Origin of the sequence: Streptomyces sp. RPT161 (assembly GCF_027533845.1) — a bacterium.
Taxonomy (GTDB): domain Bacteria; phylum Actinomycetota; class Actinomycetes; order Streptomycetales; family Streptomycetaceae; genus Streptantibioticus_A; species Streptantibioticus_A silvisoli_A.
The window spans coordinates 1-23,185 of record NZ_JAPZVN010000038.1; the positions used below are offsets into that span (position 1 = coordinate 1).

Below are 23,185 nucleotides of genomic sequence, written 5' to 3' on the forward strand. Positions count from 1 at the left end.
GCCCAACTCCGACAACTCAGCGGCGAGTTCGGCAGCACCCGGAGCCTCAGCCCCCCGACGCGACACCAACAACAGATGCCGCACCCCACGCGCGCCCACCAGATGCCGAGCGAACACACCACCCAACTCACCACTGGCACCCGTGATCAACACCGTGCCATCGGCACCGAACTCAACCTCATCGCCCTCAGCCGTGGCCCGCACCAGCCTGGGCGCCTCGATCCGGCCGTCGCGTACCGCGACCTCCGGCTCACCGGACGCCAGCGCGGCCACGAGCAGCTCCCGGGAGACCTCCAGGCCGTCGACCAGTCCGAACCGGCCCGGGTTCTCCGACTGCGCCGAACGCACCAGACCCCGTACCGCCGCACCCGCAAGGTCCTCCGGACCGTGCGTGACGAACACCAGCCGTGCGTCCGCGAACCGCTCATCGGTCAGCCACGACCGCACCAGCTCCAGTGCCCTGTGCACGGCGCCGTGCACGTCCTCCGTGGAGGCCGTGGCGGCGGAGGTCAGGCCGTCGATCACCACGGTGCCGGGTACGGAGGCCGTCGACGCCAGTTCCGCGGCGTCGAGCGCCGTCCAACCGCCGTCCGGCTGCGCGCCGTCGGTCACGTTGACCGGCGACCACTCCACCCGGAACAGCGACTCCGCCACGCCGCCTCGGCCGCCGCCCAACTGCTCCGGCGAGACCGACCGCAGGGCCAGCGCGTCCACCGACGCCACCGGCGCACCCGCCGCATCGGCGATCTCCAGCGCCACCGCGTCCCGCCCGGCCGAAGCCAACCGCACCCGCAGCGCCGAGGCGCCGACCGCGTGCAGGGCCACCCCCGACCAGGAGAACGGCAACCGCCCCTGTCCGGTCTCCTCGACCAGTCCACCAAGCCCGATGCCGTGCAACACCGCGTCCAGCAGTGCCGGATGCAGGCCGAAGCCGGCGTCCCCGGCGCCGTCCGGCAGGGCGACCTCGGCGAAGACCTCATCGCCACGCCGCCACGCCGCCCGCAGGCCCTGGAACACCGGCCCGTAGGCGAACCCGGCAGCCGCCAGGCCCTCGTACAACCCGTCGACGGCCACCGACTGCGCGTCGGCCGGAGGCCACGCGCCGAAGTCGAACGATGCCTTCGAGGCGCCCTCGGCCAGCACACCCGTCGCATGCCGCAGCCACTCGGTGTCCTGCTCCGGCCGGGAGTGCAGGGTCAGCGAACGTCGCCCGGACTCGTCGGCCGCGCCGAGGGAGAGCCGCAGTTGGACCCCGCCCTGTTCGGGCAGGATCAGCGGCGCCTCCAGGGTCAGTTCCTCGATCCGCTCGCAACCGGCCTGCTCCGCGGCGCGCAGGGCCATTTCCACGAACGCCGTGCCGGGCAGCAGTACCGCGTCCATCACGGCGTGGTCGGCAAGCCAGGGGTGGGTGTCGAGGGAGAGTCGGCCGGTGAACAGGAAGCCGTCGGCGTCAGGTAGTTCGACCGCGGCGCCGAGCAGCGGGTGGTCGGTGGCGCCGAGGCCGAACCCGGCCGCGTCGCCCGGACCCGTCGGCGCGGTACCGGAGTTGAGCCAGTACCACTCGCGCTGGAACGGATACGTGGGCAGCTCCACCCGGCGCGCGCCTGTTCCGGCGAAGTGCGCCTGCCAGTCCAGCGGTACGCCGCGCACGTACGCTCCGGCCACCGCCAGGGCCAGCGTCTCCGCCTCGGGACGGGCACCGCGCAGCACCGGTACGAACGCGGCGCCCTCGGACGTGACGCACTCCTGCGCCATCGCCGACAGCACTCCGTCCGGCCCCAGCTCCACGTACGTCCGCACACCCGCGGCTTCGAGCGCCCGTACCCCGTCGAGGAAGCGGACGCCCTCGCGGACGTGCCGCACCCAGAAGTCCGCCGTGCGCACCTCGTCCGACACCAGCGCACCGGTGAGGTTGGAGACGATCGGGATGCGCGGCGCCTCGTACGTCAGGCCCTCGGCGACCTTGCGGAAGTCCGCCAGCATGCCGTCCATGTGGACGGAGTGGAAGGCGTGGCTGACGGTCAGGCGCTTGGTCTTACGGCCCTGCGCCTCGAAGCCGGAGGCGATCTCCAGTACCGCGTCCTCGTCACCGGCGATCACCACTGACGTCGGACCGTTGATCGCGGCTATGTCGACCCGTTCGCCCAGCAGCGGCGAAACCTCGTCCTCCGCGGCCTGGACCGCCACCATCGCACCGCCGCCAGGCAGTTCCTGCATCAGACGGCCACGAGCCGCCACCAGCGTGCACGCGTCGTCCAGCGACAGGACACCAGCCACATGCGCGGCGACCAGCTCACCGATCGAGTGCCCGGCCAGGAAGTCGGGCTTGAGGCCCCACGACTCCACCAGCCGGAACAGCGCCACCTCGACCGCGAACAACGCCGGCTGCGTGTAGGCGGTCTGGTCCAGCACATCACCTTCGGCACCGAACAGCGCGTCCTTCAGCGGTAGTTCGAACCGTTCACACACCTCGTCCAGCGCTTGGGCGAAGACGGCATACGCCTCGTACAGCTCCCGTCCCATGCCGAGCCGCTGGCTGCCCTGCCCGGTGAACAGGAACGCGACCTTGCCGTCGGTCACCGTGCCCTGGGTCAGACCCGCGGTGACGCCGTCCTCGGCGAGCGCCGCCAGAGCCCGTAGCAGGCCGTCGCGGTCGGTGGCGGTGACCACCGCGCGGTGGTCGAATACCGCCCGGCTGGTCGCCAAGGAGTAGCCGACGTCGGCCAGTTCGAGGCCGGGCTCGGCCTGGAGGCGGTCCCGCAGGCGCTCGGCCTGGGCGCGCAGCGCCTCGGGAGTCTTCGCCGACAGCGGCCAGGCGTGCACCGGCGGCGTCACCGTGGCGGTGCGTCGACGCTCGTCGACCGGCGGCTGCTCAAGGATGGTGTGCGCGTTGGTGCCGCTGATGCCGAACGAGGAGACCGCGGCCCGCCGGGGCTGGCCGGTCTGCGGCCACTCCCGTGCCTCGGTCAACAGCTCGACCGCGCCCGCCGCCCAGTCGACATGCGGCGTGGGTTCGTCCACGTGCAGCGTCTTCGGCAGCACACCGTGCCGCATCGCCATGACCATCTTGATGATCCCGGCGACACCGGCGGCGGCCTGGGTGTGGCCCATGTTCGACTTGATGGAACCCAGCCACAACGGCTGGTCCTCGTCACGCTCCCGCCCGTAGGTGGCAAGCAGTGCCTGCGCCTCGATCGGGTCGCCCAGCGTGGTACCCGTGCCGTGCGCCTCGACCACGTCGATCTGGCTGCTGGCCAGACCGGCGCTGGCCAGCGCCTGCCGGATCACCCGCTGCTGCGACGGACCGTTCGGCGCGGTCAGGCCGTTGCTGGCGCCGTCCTGGTTGATGGCGCTGCCACGGACCACGGCCAGTACGGGGTGGCCGTTCTTCCGCGCGTCCGACAGCCGCTCGACGAGCAGCATGCCCGCGCCCTCCGACCAGCTCGTGCCGTCGGCGGCGGCGGCGAACGACTTGATGCGGCCGTCCGCGGCCAGCCCGCGCTGGCGGCTGAACTCGGTGAAGGTGCCCGGAGTCGACATCACCGTCACACCACCGGCCAGTGCCATGGAGCACTCGCCGTTGCGCAGCGCCTGGATCGCCCAGTGCAGAGCGACCAGCGACGACGAGCAAGCGGTGTCCACGGTGACCGCTGGGCCTTCCAGACCGAACGCGTAGGAGACGCGCCCGGACGCGATGCTTCCGGAGTTTCCGGTGCCCAGGTAGCCCTCCACACCGTCGGGCACGGAGGTGATACGGGTCGCGTAGTCGTGGTACATGATGCCCGCGAAGACACCGGTACGGCTGCCGCGCATGGTGGTCGGATCGATACCGGCCCGCTCGAACGCCTCCCAGGTGGTCTCCAGCAGCAGTCGCTGCTGCGGGTCCATCGCCACGGCCTCGCGCGGGCTGATCCCGAAGAACGCCGGGTCGAACTGGCCCGCGTCGTGCAGGAATCCACCTTCGCGGGTGTAGCTGGTGCCCTTGCCGTCCGGGTCCGGGTCGTACAGCGCGTCCAGGTCCCATCCGCGGCCCTGTGGGAACTCGGAGATGGCGTCTCCGCCGGAGAGCACCAGCCGCCACAGGTCCTCGGGGGTCTCCACACCACCGGGGTAGCGGCAGCTCATCCCGATGATCGCGATCGGGTCGTCGGCCGAGACCGTGACCTTCGGCGTGGCCTCGGCCACGGCGGCCTCGATGCCCAGCACCTCGGTGCGCAGGTATTCGGCGACCGCCGCGGCGGTCGGGTAGTCGAAGACCAGGGTGGCCGGGAGCCGGACGCCGGTGGCGGCGCCCAGCCGGTTGCGGAGTTCGACGGAGGTGAGCGAGTCGAAGCCCAGCTCCTTGAACGCCCGGCCGGCCTGCACCGCGTCCGTCGAGTCGTGACCCAGCACCGAGGCGACCTGCTCGCGCACCAACTCCAGGAGCGCCGCGTCCCGTTCGGCGTCCGCCAACCCGGCCAGCCGCTGGGCCAGCGCGCCGGACGGTACGGCCGCGGCGGCCGACGCGGTGCGCCGGGTGCGGACCAGGCCGCGCAGCAGCGAGGGCAGCATGCCGCTGCCCGCCTGCGCCCGGAGCGCGGTCATGTCCAGTGGCAGCGGCACCAGTTGGGCGTGGCCCGCCGACTCCGCCAGGTCGAACAGGGCGAGGCCCTGCTCGGCGGAGATGGCGTTGATACCACCCCTGCTGATGCGGCCACGGTCGGCGTCGGCCAACTCGCCCGCCATGCCGCCCGCTTCGTCCCACAGGCCCCAGGCCAGCGACAGCGCCGGAACTCCGTTCGCCCTGCGGTGCTGGGCGAGCGCGTCCAGGAAGGTGTTGGCCGCCGCGTAGTTGCCCTGGCCCGCGCCGCCGAACGTACCGGCGGCCGAGGAGAACAGCACGAACGCCGACAGGTCCAGGTCCTGGGTGAGTTCGTGCAGGTTCCAGGCGGCGTCCACCTTCGGGCGCAGGACGTTGGAGACCCGCTCCTCGGTGAGCGAACCGATCACGCCATCGTCCAGCACACCGGCGGTGTGGATCACGGCGGCCAGCGGGTGCTCGGCCGGAACGGCGGCCAACACCTCGGCCAGCGCGTCCCGGTCGGCCACATCACACGCGGCACTGGTGACCTGCGCACCCAGTTCTTCCAGCCGCGCGACGAGTTCGGCCTGGGCGCCACGGCGGCTGACCAGCAGCAGGTGGCGTACGCCGCGCTCGCTGACGAGGTGGCGGGCGAACAGGCCGCCGAGGGTACCGCTGGCGCCGGTGATCAATACCGTGCCCTGCGGATCCCACTCGGTCCCGGTGGCCTCGGCGGTGGCGCGAGCCAGCCTCGGCACCCGTACCTCGCCGTCGCGCAGCGCGAGTTGCGGTTCGCCGGTGGACAGCGCGGCGGGCAGGATCCGGCGCGACTCCTCGGTGCCATCGAGGTCGACCAGGACGAAGCGGTCCGGGTTCTCCGACTGCGCCGAGCGCACCAGACCCCACACCGGGGCGTGCGTCAGGTCCGACACATCCGCGTCGGCACGGGTGGCCACCGCGCCCCGGGTGACGAACACCAGCCGGGAGTCGGCGAACCGCTCGTCGTCCAGCCAGGTCCGCAGCAACTCCAGCGCCGCGTTGGCGGCCTCGTGCACGGCAGCGGCACCGGTCGGACCGCCGCTCGGCAGGCTGGCGAAGACCGTCTGCGGCACCGCCGCGCCCGACTCCAACGCAGCGACCAGCGCGGACAGGTCCGGGTACCCGGTGACGGGCAGACCAGCACCCGCATCGCCGAGCAGCGCCCAACGGTCGTCATACGGCACCGGCTCGGCACCGACAGTCAGCGCCGTCCAGTCCACGTGGAACAGCGAGTCCCCGTGCCCGGCGCCGGGTGCGCCGCCCAGTTGCTCCGGCGAGACCGAGCGCAGCGCAAGGCTCTCCACGGAGGCGACGGCGGCGCCGGTCGTGTCGGCGAGCGCCAGCGATACATCGCCGGTCGCGGCGGGCCGGAGTTGGACCCGCAGCGCGGTGGCGCCCACCGCGTGCACCGTCACACCGCTCCAGGAGAACGGCAACCGGCCCTGCTCGGAAGCTTCTCCGGCACGCAGCCCCAAGGCGTGCAGCGCGGAGTCCAGCAGTGCGGGGTGCAGCACGAACCGTGCGGCCTCCGCCTCGGCCTCGTCCGCCAGGGAAACCTCGGCGAACACCTCGTCACCGCGCCGCCAAGCGGCCTTCAGGCCCTGGAACACCGGCCCGTAACCGAAGCCGGACGCGGCAAGGCCGTCGTACAGCCCGTCGACCTCGATGGGCTGGGCGCCCTGCGGCGGCCACTCGGCCAGTTCGAAGGCGGCCTGCGGCGCTCCTGCGGCGAGTACACCGGTGGCGTGCCGCTGCCACGGCTCGTCGGCCTGGGCGTGCTCCGGCCGGGAGTGCAGGGTCAGCGCACGGCGCCCCGCATGGTCGGCCGCGCCGAGCGTCAGCCGCAACTGCACACCGCCGCGCTCCGGAAGCGCCAGCGGCGCCTCCAGGGTCAGCTCGTCCAGGTGGTCACAGCCAACCTGGTCGCCCGCCCGCAGGGCCAGTTCCACGAAGGCGGTGCCGGGCAGCAGAACGGTGTCCATGACCGCGTGGTCGGCCAGCCACGGGTGCGATTGCAGGGACAGCCGACCGGTGAGCACCAGCCCGTCGGAGTCCGGCAGTTCGACCGCCGCGCCGAGCAGCGGGTGGTCCGCCGCGCCAAGTCCGGCGGAGGACACGTCGCCGCCCGCCGATCCTGCGTCCAGCCAGAACAGTTGGCGCTGGAACGCGTACGTCGGCAGATCGACGCGCCGGGCGCCGGTGCCGGCGAAGTAGGCGGCCCAGTCCACGGCCGCGCCGCGTACGTGGGCCTGACCCAGGGCGAGGGCCAGCGTCTCGGCCTCGGGACGACCGTTGCGGAGAGCGGGGGCGAACACCGCGTCCTCGGGCCGCTCGGCGCACTCCTGCGCCATCGCAGACAGCACACCGTCCGGACCCAGCTCGACGAACGTCGTGACGCCCTCGGCCTCCAAGGCCCGGATGCCGTCGCAGAAGCGGACGGCCTCGCGCACGTGCCGGACCCAGAAGTCCGCAGTCCCGATCTCCTCGGCCAACACCACCGCACCGGTCAGATTGGAGACAATCGGGATACGCGGAGCCTCATACGTCAGGCCCGACGCCACCTCACAGAACGCCTCCAACATCCCGTCCATGTGCGACGAGTGGAACGCATGGCTGACCGACAGCCGCTTCGTCTTACGACCCCGCGCCTCAAACCCAGCCGCGACCTCCAGAACCGCAGCCTCATCACCCGCGATGACGACCGACGTCGGCCCGTTGATCGCGGCGATGCTCACACCGTCCACCAGCAGCGGGACGACCTCGTCCTCCGCCGCCTGGACCGCCACCATCACACCGCCACCCGGCAGCTCCTGCATCAGGCGACCACGAGCGGCCACCAACGTGCAGGCGTCCTCCAGCGACAGCACACCAGCGACATGCGCCGCGGCCAACTCACCGATCGAGTGCCCGGCCAGGAAGTCAGGCTTCAGCCCCCACGACTCCACGAGCCGGAACAGGGCCACCTCAACCGCGAACAAGGCAGGCTGCGTGTAGGCAGTCTGGTCCAGCAGGCCGCCGTCGGCTCCGAAGATCACATCCCGCAGCGGTACTTCGAACCGTTCACACACCGCATCCAAGGCCTCGGCGAAGACCGGGTAGGCCTCGTACAGCTCCCGACCCATCCCGATCCGCTGGCTGCCCTGCCCGGTGAACAGGAACGCCACCTTGCCGTCCCCGACGGCACCCCGTACCGCGCCGCGTCCCTCGGCAAGCTCCGCCAGCTCCCGCAGGAAGCCGTCCCGGTCGCCCGCGACGACTACCGCGCGGTGCTCGAAGAGCGCGCGGCCGGTGGCCAACGAGTATCCGACGTCGGCGAGTTGGAGATCCGGCTCGGCCGTGAGACGGGACCGCAGGAGTTCGGCCTGGCCGCTCAGCGCGTCGGCGGTCTTCGCCGACAGGGTCCATGGCACGACCGTGCCCGGCCGGGTCGCTTCCGGGCGTTCGTCCTGTGCCAGCGCTGCCTGTTCGATGATGGCGTGGGCGTTGGTGCCGCTCATGCCGAACGAGGACACACCGGCCCTGCGCGCCCGGCCGGTCTGCGGCCACGGCCGCGCCTCGGTCAGCAGCTCGACCGCTCCGGCCGTCCAGTCAACGTGCGGCGACGGCTGGTCAACGTGCAGGGTCTGCGGCAGCACACCGTGCCGCATCGCCATCACCATCTTGATGATCCCGGCGACACCGGCGGCGGCCTGGGTGTGACCGAAGTTGGACTTGATGGAGCCCAGCCACAGCGGCTGGTCCTCCGGCCGCCCCTGCCCGTACGTGGCCAGCAGCGCCTGCGCCTCGATCGGGTCGCCGAGCGTGGTGCCCGTACCGTGCGCCTCGACCGCGTCCACGTCGGCCGTGGTCAGCCCGGCGTTGGCCAGCGCCTGCCGGATCACCCGCTGCTGCGACGGACCGTTCGGCGCTGTCAGGCCGTTGCTCGCACCGTCCTGGTTGACCGCCGTACCGCGCACGATCGCCAGCACCGGGTGGCCGTTGCGCTGGGCGTCGGAGAGCCGCTCGACAAGCAGCATGCCGACACCCTCGCCCCATGCCGTGCCGTCCGCGGCAGCCGCGAACGGCTTGCAGCGGCCGTCGGCGGCCAGCCCGCGTTGGCGGCTGAACTCGGTGAACACCTCGGGCGTGGTGATGATGGTGACGCCGCCCGCCAGGGCCAGCGTGCACTCGCCGTTGCGCAGTGCCTGCGCGGCCAGGTGCAGGGCGACCAGCGACGAGGAGCACGCGGTGTCGACGGTGACCGCGGGTCCCTCGAAGCCGAAGGTGTACGAGACGCGGCCGGACGCGATGCTGCTGGAGCCGCCTGTGCCCAGGTAGCCCTCGACGCCCTCGGGTACCACGTTGAGGCGCGAGACGTAGTCGTTGTGCATCTGGCCGACGAAGACGCCGACCTGCTTTCCGTGCAGGGCGGTCGGGTCGACTCCGGCCCGCTCGAACGCCTCCCAGGAGGTTTCCAGCAGCAGCCGCTGCTGCGGGTCCATGGCCAGCGCCTCGCGCGGGTTGATGCCGAAGAACGCCGGGTCGAAGTGGTTGGCGTCGTAGAAGAAGCCGCCCTCGCGTGCGTACGAGGTGCCAGGGCTGTCCGGGTCCGGGTCGTAGAGCGCCTCGATGTCCCAGCCGCGATCGGACGGCAGGTGCGAGATGCCGTCCCGGCCTTCGCGCAGCAGCTCCCACAGGTCTTCCGGGGTGCGTACGTCACCGGGGAAGCGGCAGCTCATGGCGACGATCGCGATCGGGTCGTCGTCCACGGCGGTGGCCGTCTGCTGGGTCACCGCCGCCGCGGCCTCGGCGCCGAGGAGTTCGGCACGCAGGTAGGCGGCGAGCGCGGTGGGCGTCGGGTAGTCGAAGACCAGGGTCGCGGGCAGGCGCAGGCCCGCCGCGGCGCCAAGGCGGTTGCGGAACTCGACGCCGGTCAGCGAGTCGAAGCCCAGGTCCTTGAAGGCCCGGGTGGCCTCGACCGCGTCGGGAGAGGCGTGGCCGAGCACGGCGGCCACCTGGGTGCGTACCAGGTCGAGCAGGACCTGGTCGCGTTCCGCCTCGGGCAGCCGGACCAACTGGTCCACCAGCGACGACCCCGATGTGCCGGTACCGGCCTCAACGGCACGGCGGGCCGGTGCGCGCACCAGGCCGCGCAGCAGCGCGGGCACCATGCTGGCGTCGGCGTGCCGCAGCGGCGCCAGGTCGAGCCGCATGGGCACCAGGTGCGCGTCGCCCACCTGGTGGGCGGCGTCGAACAGCTCCAGTGCTTCGGCCGAGGACAGGCCGAGCACTCCGGAACGGGTCATCCGGGACTTGTCGGTCTCGTCCAACTCGCCGGTCATGCCGCTGGCTTCGGCCCACAGGCCCCAGGCGAGCGAGGTACCGGGCAGGCCCTGGGCCTGCCGGTGCTGGGCGAGGGTGTCCAGGAAGGTGTTGGCGGCCGCGTAGTTGGCCTGGCCCGCGCCGCCGAACGTACCGGCGGCCGAGGAGTACAGCACGAACGCGGCCAGATCGAGGTCGCGGGTGAGCTGGTGCAGGTTCCAGGCCGCGTCCACCTTGGGGCGCAGCACGCGGTCGACCCGCTCGGGGGTCAGCGAGCCGACGACGCCGTCGTCCAGTAGGCCCGCGGTGTGCACCACGGCGGTCAGCGGGTGCTGGGCCGGGATGTCCGCCAGCAGCGCGGCGAGCGCGTCCCGGTCGGCCGCGTCACACGCGGCGATGGTGACCTTGGCGCCCAACTGCTCCAGTTCCGCGGCGAGTTCGGTGGCGCCGTCGGCCTGGGCGCCGCGGCGGCTGGTCAGCAGCAGGTGACGGGCGCCGCGCTCGGTGACGGCGTGCCGGGCGATCAGGCCGCCCAGGGTGCCGGTGCCACCGGTGATCAGTACGGTGCCGTCCGGGTTCCAGTCGGCGGGGACGGTGAGCACCACCTTGCCGACGTGCCGCGCCTGGCTGAGGTAGCGGAACGCGTCGGGGGCCTTGCGCAGGTCCCAGGCACTGATCGGCAGCGGGCGCAGCGCGCCGCGCTGGAAGAGTTCCAGCAGCTCGGTGAGCATTTCCTGGATGCGGTCCAGTCCCGCCTCGACCAGGTCGAACGCCTGGTACGACACGCCCGGGTGCTCGGCGGCGACCTGCTCGGGGTCGCGGACGTCGGTCTTGCCCATCTCCACGAACCGGCCGCCGCGCGGCAGCAGTCGCAGTGAGGCGTCGACGAACTCCCGTGCCAGCGAGTCCAGTACGACGTCCACACCGCGGCCGTCGCTGGCCGCCCGGAACGTCTCCTCGAAGTCGAGGGTGCGGGACGAGGCGATCCGGTCGTCGCTCAGCCCGAGGCCGCGCAGGGTGTCCCACTTGCCGGGGCTGGCGGTGGCGAACACCTCCACGCCCCAGTGCCGGGCGAGCTGCACGGCGGCCATGCCCACACCGCCCGCGGCGGCGTGCACCAGCAGCGACTCACCGGACTTGAGGCCGGCGAGGTCGCGCAGGGCGTAGTAGGCGGTCATGAAGACGATCGGCACGGACGCGGCCTGGGCGAACGTCCACCCGTCCGGCATCGGCGCGATCATCCGCCGGTCGGCCACCACCAGTGGTCCGAATCCGCCGGGCAGCATGCCCATGACGCGGTCGCCGGGGGCCAGGTCGGTCACGCCGGGACCGGTCTCCACGACGACACCGGCGCCCTCGCTGCCCATCAGGCCCGCGTCCCCCGGGTACATGCCCAGCGCGTTGAGCACATCACGGAAGTTCAGGCCCGCCGCCCGGACCGCGACGCGGACCTCGCCCGGCGCCAGCGGCTCGGCCGCCTGCGGGCAGGGGATGAACGTCAGGTTCTCCAGCGTGCCCTTGTCCTGGATGTCCATCCGCCACGCCCGCTCCCCGACCGGGGGCACCAGGGCGCCGGTCGCGGCGACCCGGGCCAGCCGGGGGGCGTGCACGGTGCCGCGGCGCACCGCGAACTGCGGTTCGCCGCAGGCCAGTGCGCCGGGCAGGGCCTGGTACGAGCTGTCGTCACCGTCGAGGTCGGCGAGCACGAAGCGGTCCGGGTTCTCGGACTGCGCCGAGCGCACCAGACCCCACAAGGGCGCGTGCGCCGCGTCCTGGACGTCGGCGTCGGTGTGCGTGGCGACCGCACCCCGGGTGACGAACACCAGCCGGGAACCGGCGAACCGCTCGTCCCCCAGCCACGCCTTGACCAGGTCCAGCGCCTCATGGGTGGCGGTACGGGCCGCCTCGGCCAGGTCCTCGACGGTGGACGCGGCGCGCGGCGCGAAGACGTACTCGGGGGCGGGCGTGCCCGCGTCGACGGCGTCCCGCAGCGCGGCGAGGTCGGCGAACCGGACGCCGGGCAGGGTGGGTTCGGCGCCGTCCAGCACCGCCCAGCCGTCGGCTGTGGCGGGCGTCACCGGCACGGTGGCCCAGTCCAGCCGGAACAGCGACTCGTGGTACGCGGTACGGGCGGTGGCGAGTTGGTCGGCGGAGACCGGACGCAGCATCAGGTTCTGCACCGACGCCACGGGCTCGCCGTTGCCGTCGGCCAGTTGCAGCGACACGCCGTCGGTACCGGCCGGGGCGAGCCGAACCCGCAGCGCACCGGCACCCACGGCGTGCAGGGTCACGCCCCGCCAGGAGAACGGCAGTCGGCCCTGTTCGTCCGCGCCGTCCTGGACGAACGTGCCGTGCAGCGCGGAGTCCAGCAGCGCCGGGTGCAGTCTGTAGAGACCGGCCTCGGACTGCCGGTCGTCGGGGAGCCGGACCTCGGCGTACACCTCGTCGCCTCGCCGCCAGGCGGCCTTCAGTCCCTGGAAGACCGGGCCGTAGGCGAAGCCGCCGGAGGCCAGGTGCTGGTACAGGCCCTCGGTCTCCACGGCTTCGGCGCCGGACGGCGGCCACTCGGTCAGCGCGAAGGACGGCCGCTGCGCCCCGGGGGCGAGCAGGCCGCTGGCGTGCCGGGTCCACGGCTCGTCGGCGGGGGCGTCCTGGGCGCGCGAGTACAGGTCGAGCGGGCGGCGTCCGGCCTCGTCGGGCGAGCCCACCACGATCTGCAGCTGGATCGCCTGGTGCTCGGTGAGCACCAGCGGCGCCTCCAGGGTGAGTTCCTCCAGGTGGTCGCAGTCGACCTGGTCACCGGCGCGGATCGCCAACTCCACGAAGGCGGTGCCGGGCAGCAGGACCGTGCCCATGACGGCGTGGTCGGCCAGCCACGGGTGCGTGTCGAGCGACAGGCGGCCGGTGAACAGCACACCGTCGGAGTCGGCCAGCGCGACGGCGGCGCCGAGCAGCGGGTGCCGCGCCTCGCCGAGTCCCGCCGACTCCACGTCGCCCACCCAACCGGCGGGCGCCTCAAGCCAGTAGCGCTCCCGCTGGAAGGCGTACGTCGGCAGATCGACCCGACGGGCGCCGGTTCCGGCGAAGTAGGCCTGCCAGTCGACGGTCACACCACGGGTGTGGGCGCGGGCGATTGCGGCGGTGAGGGTCTCCGCCTCCGGTCGGCCGTCGCGCAGTACGGCGAAGAACGCCTTGCCGTCGAGGTCGGCGACGCAGTCCTGGGCGAGGGCGGTGAGGGTACCGTCCGGGCCGAGTTCGACGAACGTGCTGACGTTCTGGGCTTCCAGTGCCTGGACGCCGTCGAGGAAGCGGACGGCTTGGCGCACGTGGCGGACCCAGTAGTCGGGGTCGGCGATCTCCTCGGCGGTGGCCAACGTGCCGGTGAGGGTGGAGACGATGGGGATACGGGGGGCCTCGTAGGTCAGGCCCGACGCCACCTCGCGGAACGCCTCCAGCATCCCGTCCATGTGCGACGAGTGGAACGCGTGGCTGACGGTCAGGCGCTTGGTCTTACGGCCCTGCGCCTCGAAGCGCGCGGCGATCTTCAGGGCCGCGTCCTCGTCACCGGCGATGGCGACCGATGTCGGTCCGTTGATCGCGGCGATGCTCACGCCCTCGACCAGCAGCGGGACGACCTCGTCCTCCGCCGCCTGGATGGCCACCATCGCGCCGCCACCCGGCAGCTCCTGCATCAGACGGCCGCGAGCGGCCACCAACGTGCAGGCGTCCTCCAACGACAGCACACCAGCGACATGCGCGGCGGCCAGCTCGCCGATCGAGTGCCCGGCCAGGAAGTCAGGCTTCAGACCCCACGACTCGACGAGCCGGAACAGCGCCACCTCGATGGCGAACAACGCGGGCTGCGTGTAGGCGGTCTGGTCCAGCAGGCCGCCGTCAGCGCCGAACACCACGTCCTTGAGCGGAAGTTCGAACCGCTCACACACCTCGTCCAGCGCCGCCGCGAAAACGGGATAGGACTCGTACAGCTCCCGGCCCATCCCGAGCCGCTGGCTGCCCTGCCCGGTGAACAGGAACGCCAACTTGCCTTCGGCCACGGCACCTCGTACCGCGCCGCGTCCCTCGGCTAGCTCCGCCAGCTCCCGCAGGAAGCCGTCCCGGTCGCCCGCGACCACCGCGGCCCGGTGCTCCAGGGCGGAGCGGGTCAGGGCCAACGAGTAGGCGAGGTCGTTGAGTTCAAGGTCCGGGTCGGACTCGACATGGGCCAGCAGTCGCTCGGCCTGCTGCCGAAGCGCGTCATCGGTACGGCCGGAGAGCACCAGCGGCAGTACCGGCAGGTCAACGGTTCCGGCCGCGGCGGGTTCCGGTTCCGGGGCCTGTTCGATGATGGTGTGGGCGTTGGTGCCGCTCACGCCGAACGAGGACACACCGGCCCTGCGCACCCGGCCGGTCTGCGGCCACTCCCGCGCCTCGGTCAGCAGCTCGACCGCGCCCGCCGACCAGTCGATGTGCGGCGAGGGCTGACCGACGTGCAGGGTCTGCGGCAGCACACCGTGCCGCATCGCCATCACCATCTTGATGATCCCGGCGACACCGGCGGCGGCCTGGGAGTGGCCGATGTTGGACTTGATGGAGCCCAGCCACAGCGGCTGGTCCTCCGGCCGCTCCTTGCCGTAGGTGGCCAGCAGCGCCTGCGCCTCGATCGGGTCGCCGAGCGTGGTGCCCGTACCGTGCGCCTCGACCACATCGACGTCGGCCGTGGTCAGCCTGGCGTTGGCCAGTGCCTGCCGGATCACCCGCTGCTGCGACGGACCGTTCGGCGCGGTCAGGCCGTTGCTCGCACCGTCCTGGTTGACCGCCGTACCGCGCACGATCGCCAGCACCGGGTGGCCGTTCCTGCGCGCGTCGGACAGCCGCTCGACGAGCAGCATGCCCGCGCCCTCCGACCAGCCGGTGCCGTCGGCATCGGCGGAGAACGACTTGCAGCGGCCGTCGGTGGAGAGGCCGCGCTGGCGGCTGAAGTCGATGAAGGTGTCCGGGGTGGACATCACGGTGACGCCGCCGGCCAGCGCCATTTCGCACTCGCCGTTGCACAGTGCCTGCGCGGCGAGGTGCAGGGCGACCAGCGACGAGGAGCACGCGGTGTCGATGGTGACCGCGGGGCCCTCCAGGCCGAAGACGTAGGAGACGCGGCCGGAGGCGACGCTGCCCGCGCTGCCGGTGCCCAGGTAGCCCTCCAGTCCTTCGGGGACGGCGGGCAGCCGGGTCAGGTAGTCGTGGTACATGACGCCCGCGAACACACCGGTACGGCTGCCGCGTACCGAGGTCGGGTCGATGCCCGCGCGTTCGAAGGCCTCCCAGGAGGTTTCCAGCAGCAGTCGCTGGTGGGGGTCCATGGCGAGGGCTTCGCGCGGGTTGATGCCGAAGAACGCCGGGTCGAACTGGGCGGCGTCGTGCAGGAAGCCGCCCTGCTGGGTGTAGCTGGTACCGGCGCGCTCCGGGTCCGAGTCGTAGAGGGCGTCCAGGTTCCAGCCGCGGTCGGTGGGGAACTCGGAGATCGCGTCGACGGATCCGGCGACCAGCCGCCACAGTTCCTCGGGGCTGGTGACGCCACCCGGGTAGCGGCAGCTCATGCCCACGATCGCGATCGGCTCGTCATCCGCGGCGGTCGCGGTGACGACCGGGGCGGCGGCGTCCGCGTCACTGCCGAGGACCTCGGTGCGCAGGAAGGCGGCGAGCGCGACGGGGGTCGGGTAGTCGAAGACCAGGGTGGCGGGCAGCCGTACGCCCGTGGCCGAGCCGAGCCGGTTGCGCAGCTCGACCGCGGTGAGCGAGTCGAAGCCCAGTTCCTTGAAGGCCCGGCCCGAGTCGACGGCCTCGGGGCCTGGGTAGCCGAGTACCACGGCCACCTGGGCGCACACCAACTCTACGAGGATCCGGTCGCGTTCGGCGGCGTCGACCCGAAGGAGCCGTTCGGCGAGCGCGCCGACGGGTGCGGCGCCGCCGGATTCCACGACGCGGCGGGCCGGGGTGCGCACCAGGCCGCGCAGCAGTGCGGGCACCGCGGCCGGGTCGGCGTGCCGTAGCGAGGCCAGGTCCAGGTGCATGGGCACGAGGGCGGCGTCGCCGACCGCGCGTGCGGTGTCCAGCAGGGCCAGGCCCTCGTCGGAGGAGAGGGCGGCCACGCCCGCGCGGTTGATGCGCTGGAGGTCGGTGTCGGCCAACTCGCCGGTCATGCCGCTGCGTTCGGCCCACAGGCCCCATGCGAGCGCGGTGGCGGGCAGGCCGTTCACCCGGCGGCGCTGGGCGAGGGCGTCGAGGAAGGCGTTGGCGGCGGCGTAGTTGGCCTGACCGGGGCCGCCGAGGGTGCCCGCGGCGGCGGAGAACATCACGAACGCCGCAAGCTCGTTGTCCTGGGTGAGCTGGTGCAGGTTGAGCGCCGCGTCGACCTTGGCGGGCAGTACGCGGTCGATGCGCTGCGGGGTGAGCGAGTCGATGACCCCGTCGTCCAGCACGCCCGCGGTGTGCACCACGGCGGTCAGCGGGTGCTGGGCCGGGATGTCCGCCAGCAGCGCGGCGAGCGCGTCCCGGTCGGCCGCGTCGCAGGCGGCCAGGGTGACCTGGGCGCCCAACTCCTCCAGTTCCGCGGCGAGTTCCGCGGCGCCTGCGGCGTGGGCGCCGCGGCGGCTGGTCAGCAGCAGGTGCCGTATGCCGTGCTCGGCCACCAGGTGGCGGGCGACCAGGCCGCCGAGGGTGCCGGTGGCGCCGGTGACCAGTGCGGTGCCGTCCGGGTCGAGCGCCGGGGCCTGGTGGGCGTCGTCGGTGAGGATCCGGGCCAGCCGGGGCACGGCCAGCGCGCCGTCCCGCAGGGCGAGTTGGGGCTCGCCGGTGGCCAGGGCGGCGGGCAGGGCGCGGTGCGAGGCCTGCTGTCCGTCGAGGTCGACCAGGACGAACCGGTCGGGGTTCTCCGACTGGGCGGAGCGCACCAGGCCCCACAGCGGGGCGTGGGTCAGGTCGTGGACGTCGGCGTCGGGTTGGGTGGCGAGCGCGCCCCGGGTGGCGAAAACCAGCCGGGAGTCGGCGAACCGGTCGTCGGCGAGCCAGTTCTGGGCCAGCTCCAGCGCGTGGTGCAGTGCGGTGCGCACGGTGTCCGGCAGCGTCTCGTCGCCGTCGGCCGCCGCGAACGGCACCACGACGGCCTGCGGGGTGGGGGCCCCGGCGGCCAGGGCGTCGCCCAGTGCGGTCAGGTCGGCGTAGGCGGCGGCGGTGGGCAGGGCGGCGGCGAGGTCGGCGATTGCGGCGCTGCCGGCGTCGCCCAGCAGCGCCCACTGTCCGGCGGCCACGGTGGTCGCGGCGGGCAGCGGCGTGCCGGTCCACTCGACGCGGAACAGCGAGTCGTAGAACGCGCCGCGTGCGGCGTGCGAGCGCACCTGGTCCGGTGAGACCGGCCGCAGCAGCAGCGCGTCCACCGAGGCGACCGGCGCGCCGGACTCGTCGGCGAGCGCCACGGCCACGGTGTCCCGCCCGGCGGGCGACAGGCGCACCCGCAGCGCCGCGGCGCCCACGGCGCGCAGGGCGACGCCGCTCCAGGAGAACGGCAGGCGGCCGTGTTCGGTCTCCTCAAGCAGCGAGCCGATGCCGACGGCGTGCAGGGCGGCGTCCAGCAGCGCCGGGTGCAGCCCGAACAAGTCGGCGTCCGAGCGGGCCTGTTCGGGCAGCCGGACTTCGGCGAACACCTCGTCGCCGCGTTGCCAGGCGGCCTTCAGTCCCTGGAACACCGGGCCGTAGGCGAAGCCGGTGGTGGTGAGGTAGTCGTAGAGCCCGTCGACCTCGACCTCGGTGGCGCCGCGCGGCGGCCACTCGGACAGGTCGAACGGTGCGGCCGGGGCGGCGGGGGCGAGCACACCGGTGGCGTGCCGGGTCCAGGTGCCGTCGGGCCAGGCCTCGTCCTCCAGCCGGGAGTGCAGGGTCAGTGCCCGGCGGCCGGTGTCGTCCGGCGCGCCGACGGCGAGTTGCAGCTGCACGCCGCCGTGCGGGGGGATCACCAGCGGTGCCTGGAGGGTGAGTTCGTCCAGCAGCTCGCAGCCGACGTGGTCACCGGCACGGATCGCCAGCTCCACGAAGGCGGTGCCGGGCAGCAGGACGGTGTCCATCACCGCGTGGTCCGCGAGCCACGGGTGGGTGGCCAGCGACAGGCGGCCGGTGAACAGGTAGCCGTCGGCGTCGGCGAGGGCGACGGTGGCGCCCAGCAGCGGATGGTCGGCGGAGCCCAGCCCGGCCGAGGTGACGTCCCCCACCCACGGGGTGGACTGCTCCGGCCAGTACAGCTCGCGCTGGAACGCGTACGTCGGCAGCTCCACGCGCCGCCCGCCGCGGCCCGCGAACACGGCCGCCCAGTCCACGGGCACGCCGTGGGCGTGCGCCCGGGCGACGGCGGTGGCAAGGGTGTGGGGCTCGGCGCGGCCCGCACGCAGTACGGGGGCGAAGACGGCGTCCGGGTCGCTGACGCACTCCTGGGCGAGGGCGGTGAGGGTGCCGTCCGGGCCGAGTTCGAGGTACGTGGTGACGTTCTGGGATTCCAGGTAGCGGATGCCGTCCAGGAAGCGGACGGCTTCGCGGACGTGCCGCACCCAGTAGTCGGGGTTCTGGATCTCGGTGGCGGTGACCGAGGCGCCGGTGAGGTTGGAGACGATCGGGATGACCGGCGGGTGGTAGGTGACGCCCTGGGCGACGGTGCGGAACGCGTCCAGCATGCCGTCCATGTGCGCGGAGTGGAACGCGTGGCTGACGGTGAGCCGCTTGGTCTTGCGGCCCTGCTCCTCGAAGTGCGCGGCGATCTCCAGCGCCGCGTCCTCGTCTCCGGCGATCACGACCGATGTCGGGCCGTTGACCGTGGCGAGGTTGACCCGCTCGGTCAGCAGGGGGGCGACCTCGTCCTCGGACGCCTGGATCGCCACCATGGCGCCGCCGCCGGGTAGTTCCTGCATCAGGCGGCCACGAGCCGCCACCAGCGCGCAGGCGTCCGCGAGCGAGAATACCCCGGCCACATGTGCGGCGGTCAGCTCACCGATCGAGTGGCCGACGAGGAAGTCGGGCGTGATGCCCCAGCGTTCGAGGTGCCGGTAGAGCGCGACCTCCACCGCGAACAGGGCCGGCTGGGTGTAGGCGGTCTGGTCGAGCAGTGTGGTGTCGGCCCCGAACAGCACGTCCTTCAACGGCCGTTCCAGGTGCTGGTCCAGCTCCGCGCAGACGGCGTCCAGCGCCTCGGCGAACACCGGATACGTCGCGTACAGCTCCTTGCCCATGCCCAGCCGCTGGCTGCCCTGGCCGGTGAACAGGAACGCGGTCTTGCCCTCGCCGACCGCGCCCCGCACGGTGTCGGCGGTCTCCTCGCCACGGGCCAACGCCCCCAGGTCCCGCAGCAGTTCGTCGCGGTCAGCGGGGAACAGTACGGCGCGGTGCTCCAGGGCGGAGCGGGTGGTGGCCAGCGAGTGGCCGAGGTCCAGCAGGCCGAGCGCGGGGTCGCCGGTCACCCGGTCGAGCAGCCGCTGGGCCTGCGCGCGCAGCGCCTGCTCGCTCTGCGCGGACACCAGTACGGGCAGCGGCTGTTGGTCGGTGCCGGGGGCGGGCTCGGGGCTGGCCGCCTCGTCCTGTGCGAAGGCCTGCTCGATGACGGTGTGCGCGTTGGTGCCGCTGACACCGAACGAGGAGACGCCCGCGCGCCGCGGCTGGCCGGTCCGCGGCCACTCGCGTGCGTCGGTGAGCAGTTCGACGGCGCCGGCCGACCAGTCCACGTTGCCGGACGGCTGGTCGACGTGCAGGGACTTCGGCAGCACGCCGTGCTCGATGGCCTTGACCATCTTGATGACACCGGCGACACCGGCGGCGGCCTGGGTGTGGCCGAAGTTGGACTTGATCGAGCCCAGGAACAGCGGACGCCCCTCGGGCCGGTTCTGCCCGTAGGTCGCGAGCAGCGCCTGGGCCTCGATGGGGTCGCCGAGCGTGGTGCCGGTGCCGTGCGCCTCGACCACGTCGACCTGGGCGGGGGTCAGCCCGGCGTTCGTCAGCGCCTGCCGGATCACCCGCTGCTGCGACGGGCCGTTCGGCGCCGTGAGGCCGTTGCTCGCACCGTCCTGGTTGACGGCGGAGCCACGGACGATCGCCAGCACCGGGTGGCCGTTCCTGCGCGCGTCGGACAGCCGCTCGACGAGCAGCATGCCGACGCCCTCGCCCCAGCCGGTGCCGTCGGCGGCCTCGGCGAACGGCTTGCACCGGCCGTCGGGGGCCAGCCCGCGCTGGCGGCTGAACTGGACGAACGAGCGCGGGCTGGCCATCACCGTCACACCACCGGTGAGCGCCAGCGAGCACTCGTCGTTGCGCAGCGCCTGAACGGCCAGGTGCAGTGCGACCAGCGACGCCGAGCACGCGGTGTCCACCGTGACGGCCGGACCCTCAAGCCCGAACGTGTACGACAGGCGGCCGGAGACAACGCTTGCCGCGTTGCCGGTCATCAGGTACCCCTCAACGCCCTTGGGTACCTGCTGGAGGATTTCCGGATACGTCTGGCCGTTGGTACCGATGAACACGCCGGCCTGGCTGCCGCGCAGCGTGGCCGGGTCGATTCCGGCCCGCTCGAACACCTCCCACGCGGTTTCCAGCAGCAAACGCTGCTGCGGGTCCATGCCGAGGGTTTCCCGCGGGCTGATTCCGAAGAACGCCGCGTCGAACTTCCCCGCGTCCTTGAGGAACCCACCCTCGCGGGTGTAACTCGTGCCCTCCTGGTCGGGGTCGTCGTCATACAGCGACTCCATGTCCCAACCGCGGTCCGTGGGGAATTCGGATATCGCGTCGCGGCCCCCGGCGACAAGCTCCCACAGGTCCTCCGGAGACTCCACGCCTCCGGGGAACCTGCAGCTCATACCGACGATAGCGATCGGCTCCGGTTCCGCCGACTCGACCTCGCGAAGGCGTTGCCGCGTCTGGTGCAGATCGGCCGTTACCCGCTTGAGGTAGTCGAGGATCTTGTCCTGATCCGCATCCGCCATTGGAACCTCACCCATGCTTCTCGTCACAAACGCTTGCGCCGGGAATGCCCGCGCTCTGTCGTGCTACCGCTATGGCCGGGGGCCGTCCCCGAACCCGAGCTCGTTTTCGATGAAGGCGAATACCTCATCGGGTGTTGCCTCTTGCAGTTGTTCCGTCACGGTCGCGCCGTTCGAAGTGGGCTCTGGTTCGCCCCACTTCGCCAGCAGGGCCTGGAGGCGCAGTGCTATGTCCGCCCGGGTCTCGCTGTCCGGGTCGAGCACGGACAGCGCCGACTCCAGCTTCTCCAGCTCCGCTATGCCCGGGGCCGCCGTGGCCCCGCCGTCCTGGGTGATCTCGGCACGCAGGAAGTCGGCCAGCGCGGCGGGCGTCGGGTAGTCGAAGACCAGCGTCGCGGGCAACCGCAGCCCGGTGGCCGCGGTCAGCCGGTTGCGCAGTTCCAGGGCGATCAGGGAGTCGAAGCCGAGCTCCTTGAACGCCCGGCCCGCGCCGACCTCCGCGGTCGACGGGTGGCCGAGCGCGCTGGCCGCGTGCGAGCGGACCAACTCCACCACCACCAGCGACTGTTCGGCCTGCGACATCCCGGCCAGCCGCTGCCGCAGCGCCTCCGCCGACGACCCGGCCGCAGCGGACTCGTCGCCCGCGACACCGGCCTGCGCCAGCCGCCGCACCTCCGGCAGTTCGCCGATGAACGGGCTGCGGCGCACCGCGGTGAACCCGGGGGCGAACCGCTCCCAGCGGATGTCCGCGATGGCCACCGTCGTCTCGTCGTGGTCCAGCGCCTGCTGTAGCGCGCTGATCGCCAACCGCGGTGCCATCGCCGGAACACCGCCCCGATCGAGGCGGTCGCCGATGGCGCCGCCCGCGGCCAGGCCGCTGTCGCCCCAGCGCCCCCAGGCCACGGAGGTGGCCGTCAGGCCGTTGGCCCGGCGGTGCTCCGCGAGTGCGTCCAGGTAGGCGTTGGCGGCGGCGTAGTTGGCCTGACCGGCGTCACCGAGCGTGCCCGCGACACCCGAGAACAGCACGAACGCCGACAGGTCCAACTCCGCGGTCAGCTCGTGCAGGTTGCGCGCGGCGTCCGCCTTCGGCCCCAGCACGGTGGCGAACCGTTCCGGGGTGAGCGCGTCCAGCACACCGTCGTCCAGCACTCCCGCGGTGTGCACGACCGCGGTGAGCGGCCGGTCGGCGGGAATGTCGGCGAGCAGTGCGGCCAGCGCGTCCCGGTCGGCCACATCACAGGCCGCGATCGTGGCCTCGGCGCCCAACTCGGACAGCTCGTCACGCAGTTCGGTGGCGCCGGGTGCGTCGAGGCCGCGGCGGCTGGTCAGCACGAGGTGCTGGGCACCGTTGTCCGCCAGCCAGCGGGCGACGTGCCCGCCGAGCGCCCCCGTACCGCCGGTGACCAGCACCGTGCCGTCCGGTCGCCAGCCGCGCACCGCGACCGCGTCGGCGAGCGAGGCACGGGTCAGCCTGCGGGCGAACAGCCCCGCGGGGCGCACCGCCACCTGGTCCTCACCGTCCAGCCCGGCCAGTACCGCGACCAGCCGGGACAGCGCACGCTCATCGGCGGCCTCCGGCAGATCGACCAGACCACCCCAACGCTGCGGGTACTCCAACGCCACCGTCCGGCCGAAGCCCCACAGCAGCGCCTGCGCCGGATCACGTACCGGGTCCGTCGCCGCCACCGACACCGCGCCCCGCGTGGCGCACCACAGCGGGGCGTCGATCCCGGCATCGCCCAACGCCTGGACGAGGGCGAGCGAGCCGTGCAGCGCCTGCGGATGGGCGTCGAACGCGAGCAGCGAGAGCACTCCGCCGATCCGTTCGCCGACCGGAAGCTCGTCGCGCAGTCGGTCGGCCAGCACCTTCCGGTCGGCGTCGGCGACCGCCAGTGGCAACTGCCTTACGGAAGCCCCGCGTTCGGCGAGCACTCGGGCGACGTCCGCCGTCTGGGCGGTCCCGGTCTCGGGCACTACCAGCAGCCATGTTCCGGAGAGCCGGGCCGTCCGCTCCTCGGCCAGCGGCTGCCACGTCACGCGGTAACGCCAGCCGTCCACCGTCGACTTCTCACGGCTCTGGCGGCGCCACGAGGACAGTGCGGGCAGTACGGCGCCCAGCGGCTCGCCGTCGATCTCCAGGGTGTCGGCGAGGGAGTCCAGGTCCTCGCGCTCGACGGCCTCCCAGAACAGGGCGTCGGTCGGGTCGGACGGTGAAGACTCGACCGTCTCCAGCGCGGGGGCCTCCGGCCAGTAGCGTTGGCGCTGGAAGGCGTAGGTGGGTAGC

Annotated in this window: 2 protein-coding genes; both read right to left on the reverse strand. The window is 72.8% G+C overall.

Annotated features, from left to right (window positions below):
• The coding region (locus O5O46_RS34090) for a type I polyketide synthase (RefSeq protein ID WP_269859556.1) at positions 1 to 20,904 on the reverse strand (20,904 nt) is incomplete at its 3' end.
• 69 nt (positions 20,905 to 20,973) lie between these two features.
• The coding region (locus O5O46_RS34095; protein WP_269859557.1) for an SDR family NAD(P)-dependent oxidoreductase at positions 20,974 to 23,185 on the reverse strand (2,212 nt) is incomplete at its 5' end.